At 48.7% G+C, this 6,151-nt stretch carries 3 tRNA genes and 4 rRNA genes; all 7 read right to left on the bottom strand.

Features of this window, described 5'->3' with window-relative positions:
• Nucleotides 1-215: 215 nt before the first annotated feature.
• A tRNA-Ala gene (locus L4C32_RS20030) sits at nt 216-291 on the bottom strand.
• A 57-nt stretch (nt 292-348) separates the two neighbouring features.
• Nucleotides 349-1,889: ribosomal RNA gene (locus tag L4C32_RS20025) — 16S ribosomal RNA — on the bottom strand.
• A 388-nt stretch (nt 1,890-2,277) separates the two neighbouring features.
• Nucleotides 2,278-2,393: ribosomal RNA gene (gene rrf / locus L4C32_RS20020) — 5S ribosomal RNA — on the bottom strand.
• A gap of 112 nt (nt 2,394-2,505) precedes the next feature.
• Nucleotides 2,506-5,396: ribosomal RNA gene (locus tag L4C32_RS20015) — 23S ribosomal RNA — on the bottom strand.
• A gap of 294 nt (nt 5,397-5,690) precedes the next feature.
• Nucleotides 5,691-5,766, bottom strand: a tRNA-Ala gene (locus L4C32_RS20010).
• Nucleotides 5,767-5,788: 22 nt separating this feature from the next.
• Nucleotides 5,789-5,865, bottom strand: a tRNA-Ile gene (locus L4C32_RS20005).
• Nucleotides 5,866-5,962: 97 nt separating this feature from the next.
• Nucleotides 5,963-6,151 (bottom strand): 16S ribosomal RNA (locus L4C32_RS20000); the annotation flags it as partial.

Here is a 6,151-nt window from a genome sequence, read left to right as displayed (position 1 = left end):
CAAATAGATTGAAGAGTACATCGAAGATGCACTCAACATACAAGACACTTAAATGTGTTGTTTTATATTGAGAACTTTTAAAATTTAGTTTTCATTCAGCGTTACGTATAACGCTGATTGATTACTAGTCAGCTTTCCAAATTGTTAAAGAGCGTGTGAAACTATTCTCTAGGAATAACCACATCTAAATGTACTTAATTAAATACATTTAGATGTGGTGGAGCTATGCGGGATCGAACCGCAGACCTCTTCGCTGCCAGCGAAGCGCTCTCCCAGCTGAGCTATAGCCCCGTAACTTATCTAACCATGCAATGTGTGTGGACACTAAMAAACAAATRTATCTATCGTTAAGGAGGTGATCCAGCCCCAGGTTCCCCTAGGGCTACCTTGTTACGACTTCACCCCAGTCATGAACCACAAAGTGGTAAGCGTCCTCCCGAAGGTTAAACTACCTACTTCTTTTGCAGCCCACTCCCATGGTGTGACGGGCGGTGTGTACAAGGCCCGGGAACGTATTCACCGTAGCATTCTGATCTACGATTACTAGCGATTCCGACTTCATGGAGTCGAGTTGCAGACTCCAATCCGGACTACGACGCACTTTTTGGGATTCGCTCACTATCGCTAGCTTGCAGCCCTCTGTATGCGCCATTGTAGCACGTGTGTAGCCCTACTCGTAAGGGCCATGATGACTTGACGTCGTCCCCACCTTCCTCCGGTTTATCACCGGCAGTCTCCCTGGAGTTCCCACCATTAYGTGCTGGCAAACAAGGATAAGGGTTGCGCTCGTTGCGGGACTTAACCCAACATTTCACAACACGAGCTGACGACAGCCATGCAGCACCTGTCTCAGAGTTCCCGAAGGCACTAAGCTATCTCTAGCGAATTCTCTGGATGTCAAGAGTAGGTAAGGTTCTTCGCGTTGCATCGAATTAAACCACATGCTCCACCGCTTGTGCGGGCCCCCGTCAATTCATTTGAGTTTTAATCTTGCGACCGTACTCCCCAGGCGGTCTACTTAACGCGTTAGCTCCGAAAGCCACGGCTCAAGGCCACAACCTTCAAGTAGACATCGTTTACGGCGTGGACTACCGGGGTATCTAATCCCGTTTGCTCCCCACGCTTTCGCATCTGAGCGTCAGTCTTTGTCCAGGGGGCCGCCTTCGCCACTGGTATTCCTTCAGATCTCTACGCATTTCACCGCTACACCTGAAATTCTACCCCCCTCTACAAGACTCTAGTTTACCAGTTTCAAATGACTTTCCCAGGTTGAGCCCGGGGCTTTCACATCTGACTTAATAAACCGCCTGCATGCGCTTTACGCCCAGTAATTCCGATTAACGCTCGCTCCCTCCGTATTACCGCGGCTGCTGGCACGGAGTTAGCCGGAGCTTCTTCTGTCGCTAACGTCAAGCTAAGCAGATATTAACTACTTAACCTTCCTCACGACTGAAAGTACTTTACAACCCGAAGGCCTTCTTCATACACGCGGCATGGCTGCATCAGGGTTTCCCCCATTGTGCAATATTCCCCACTGCTGCCTCCCGTAGGAGTCTGGACCGTGTCTCAGTTCCAGTGTGGCTGATCATCCTCTCAGACCAGCTAGAGATCGTCGCCTTGGTGAGCCTTTACCCCACCAACTAGCTAATCTCACCTGGGCTAATCTTAACGCGCAAGGCCCGAAGGTCCCCTGCTTTACTCCGAAGAGGTTATGCGGTATTAGCTATCGTTTCCAATAGTTATCCCCCACATTAAGGTATATTCCCAGGCATTACTCACCCGTCCGCCGCTCGACGCCTGATAGCAAGCTATCATCGTTTCCGCCCGACTTGCATGTGTTAAGCCTGCCGCCAGCGTTCAATCTGAGCCATGATCAAACTCTTCAATTAAAGTTTTTTCATTGTTGYTTCTCTTGCTAAAAGAGAAAACAACGCTCAATGATTATTACTGATTTTGTTCAAACTTTCGTTTGAACGATTTGACTGTGTCAATAAGTCGAAACTYATTGATTAAGGCCACTCAGTTCATTGAGATTATTTTTTGATAATCYATTCACGAGTGCCCACACAAATTGCATGGTCAAATTGTTAAAGAGCTTTGACTTCAATGCCTTAGCGTTACCGCTGCAGCAAGTCAGGAGGCGTATATTACGCGATTCCTAGTGTCAGTCAAGATAAAATTTTGATTATTTTCACAATTCAAAACACTATATTGACTGCGCTCATTTTTTGAGCGAATAAAAGCCCGAACGTCTGTTCGGGCCATTATAAATTCAGAGCCTGGCGATGTCCTACTCTCACATGGGGAAACCCCACACTACCATCGGCGCTACTGCGTTTCACTTCTGAGTTCGGCAAGGGATCAGGTGGGTCCACAGCGCTAAGGTCGCCAAGCAAATTCTTACAATTCGGAAAGTTCTTAGCAATCGACTAAATCTTAAARTTTCTCAAAACACACTTAAGCGCTYATCTTATTTGAATCCGAACAAAACCACTTGGGTGTTGTATGGTTAAGCCTCACGGGCAATTAGTACCAGTTAGCTCAATGCCTCGCAGCACTTACACACCTGGCCTATCAACGTTGTAGTCTCCAACAACCCTTTAGGACGCTTAAAGCGTCAGGGATGACTCATCTCAGGGCTCGCTTCCCGCTTAGATGCTTTCAGCGGTTATCGATTCCGAACTTAGCTACCGGGCAATGCCATTGGCATGACAACCCGAACACCAGAGGTTCGTCCACTCCGGTCCTCTCGTACTAGGAGCAGCCCCCTTCAATCATCCAACGCCCACGGCAGATAGGGACCGAACTGTCTCACGACGTTCTAAACCCAGCTCGCGTACCACTTTAAATGGCGAACAGCCATACCCTTGGGACCGACTTCAGCCCCAGGATGTGATGAGCCGACATCGAGGTGCCAAACACCGCCGTCGATATGAACTCTTGGGCGGTATCAGCCTGTTATCCCCGGAGTACCTTTTATCCGTTGAGCGATGGCCCTTCCATTCAGAACCACCGGATCACTATGACCTACTTTCGTACCTGCTCGAATTGTCATTCTCGCAGTCAAGCGGGCTTATGCCATTGCACTAACCTCACGATGTCCAACCGTGATTAGCCCACCTTCGTGCTCCTCCGTTACTCTTTGGGAGGAGACCGCCCCAGTCAAACTACCCACCAGGCACTGTCCGCAATCCCGATAAGGGACCTACGTTAGAACATCAAGCATACAAGGGTGGTATTTCAAGGACGGCTCCATATGAGCTAGCGCCCATATATCAAAGCCTCCCACCTATCCTACACATGTAGGGTCAATGTTCAGTGCCAAGCTGTAGTAAAGGTTCACGGGGTCTTTCCGTCTAGCCGCGGGTACACTGCATCTTCACAGCGATTTCAATTTCACTGAGTCTCGGGTGGAGACAGCGTGGCCATCATTACGCCATTCGTGCAGGTCGGAACTTACCCGACAAGGAATTTCGCTACCTTAGGACCGTTATAGTTACGGCCGCCGTTTACCGGGGCTTCGATCAAGAGCTTCTACCGAAGTATAACCCCATCAATTAACCTTCCGGCACCGGGCAGGCGTCACACCGTATACGTCATCTTGCGATTTTGCACAGTGCTATGTTTTTAATAAACAGTTGCAGCCACCTGGTATCTGCGACTCCTAGCAGCTTAGAGAGCAAGTCTCATCACCGCCAAGAGCGTACCTTCTCCCGAAGTTACGGTACCATTTTGCCTAGTTCCTTCACCCGAGTTCTCTCAAGCGCCTTAGTATTCTCTACTCGACCACCTGTGTCGGTTTGGGGTACGATTTCTTATAACCTGAAGCTTAGAGGCTTTTCCTGGAAGTATGGCATCAATAGCTTCACTRCCGTAGYAGCTCGACATCAGGTCTCAGCCTAATGTATTCCCGGATTTGCCTAAGAATACAGCCTACACCTTTGAACCGGGACAACCATCGCCCGGCCTACCTAGCCTTCTCCGTCCCCCCATCGCAGTTATAATAAGTACGGGAATATTAACCCGTTTCCCATCGACTACGCCTTTCGGCCTCGCCTTAGGGGTCGACTTACCCTGCCCCGATTAACGTTGGACAGGAACCCTTGGTCTTCCGGCGAGGAGGTTTTTCACCCCCTTTATCGTTACTCATGTCAGCATTCGCACTTCTGATACCTCCAGCAAACCTTACGATTCACCTTCAACGGCTTACAGAACGCTCCCCTACCCAGYACAATAAATTGCRCTGCCGCAGCTTCGGTGTATAGCTTAGCCCCGTTACATCTTCCGCGCAGGCCGACTCGACCAGTGAGCTATTACGCTTTCTTTAAATGATGGCTGCTTCTAAGCCAACATCCTGGCTGTCTGAGCCTTCCCACATCGTTTCCCACTTAGCTATAACTTTGGGACCTTAGCTGGCGGTCTGGGTTGTTTCCCTCTCCACGACGGACGTTAGCACCCGCCGTGTGTCTCCCGGATAGTACTTACTGGTATTCGGAGTTTGCAAAGGGTTGGTAAGTCGGGATGACCCCCTAGCCTTAACAGTGCTCTACCCCCAGTAGTATTCRTCCGAGGCTCTACCTAAATAGATTTCGGGGAGAACCAGCTATCTCCAGGTTTGATTGGCCTTTCACCCCTAGCCACAAGTCATCCGCTAATTTTTCAACATTAGTCGGTTCGGTCCTCCAGTAAGTGTTACCTCACCTTCAACCTGCCCATGGCTAGATCACCTGGTTTCGGGTCTAATCCTAGCAACTGTACGCCCAGTTAAGACTCGGTTTCCCTACGGCTCCCCTAAACGGTTAACCTTGCTACTAAAATTAAGTCGCTGACCCATTATACAAAAGGTACGCAGTCACATAACAAGTATGCTCCTACTGCTTGTACGTACACGGTTTCAGGTTCTATTTCACTCCCCTCACAGGGGTTCTTTTCGCCTTTCCCTCACGGTACTGGTTCACTATCGGTCAGTCAGTAGTATTTAGCCTTGGAGGATGGTCCCCCCATRTTCAAACAGGATATCACGTGTCCCGCCTTACTCGTTTTCACTCTAATTGCGYTGTCGGTTACGGGGCTATCACCCTGTATCGCTGTCCTTTCCAGAACATTCACCTAACGCTAAAARAGCTTAAGGGCTAATCCAATTTCGCTCGCCGCTACTTTCGGAATCTCGGTTGATTTCTCTTCCTCGGGGTACTTAGATGTTTCAGTTCCCCCGGTTTGCCTCACTGCGCTATGTATTCACGCAGCAATACTTGCTTATGCAAGTGGGTTTCCCCATTCGGAAATCGTAGACTCAAGTGGCTTTTACTGCCTAATCTACGCTTATCGCAAGTTAATACGTCCTTCATCGCCTCTGACTGCCAAGGCATCCACCGTGTACGCTTAGTCACTTAACCATACAACCCCAAAGGGTTTCGTATGGYAAACAACCAAGTCGAACACAAAAATATGTTCTTGGTTTTTTTTCGCCGGACTCAAATAGATTGAAGAGTACATCGAAGATGYACTCAACATACAAGACACTTAAATGTGTTGTTTTATATTGAGAACTTTTAAAATTTAGTTTTCATWCAGCGTTACGTATAACGCTGATTGATTACTAGTCAGCTTTCCAAATTGTTAAAGAGCGTGTGAATCATTCTCGAATGACCACGTCTAAAAATACTCACGTCAGTAAATACGTTTAGAGATGGTGGAGCTATGCGGGATCGAACCGCAGACCTCCTGCGTGCAAGGCAGGCGCTCTCCCAGCTGAGCTATAACCCCATCGAGTGTTTCTTTTTCGGACTGGTGGGTCTGAGTGGATTTGAACCACCGACCTCACCCTTATCAGGGGTGCGCTCTAACCAACTGAGCTACAGACCCAATCCGAGTATGAAAAGGTTTGGGAACCTTTTCTAAMCTCTCTTACTTTCTAACCATGCAATGTGTGTGGACACTAAYAAACAAATGTATCTATCGTTAAGGAGGTGATCCAGCCCCAGGTTCCCCTAGGGCTACCTTGTTACGACTTCACCCCAGTCATGAACCACAAAGTGGTAAGCGTCCTCCCGAAGGTTAAACTACCTACTTCTTTTGCAGCCCACTCCCATGGTGTGACGGGCGGTGTGTACAAGGCCCGGGAACGTATTCACCGTAGCATTCTGATCTT

Source organism: Aliivibrio kagoshimensis (assembly GCF_050337105.1).
In the GTDB taxonomy this organism is placed as follows: domain Bacteria; phylum Pseudomonadota; class Gammaproteobacteria; order Enterobacterales; family Vibrionaceae; genus Aliivibrio_A; species Aliivibrio_A kagoshimensis.
This window is presented reverse-complemented; position numbering and strand designations above follow the sequence as displayed.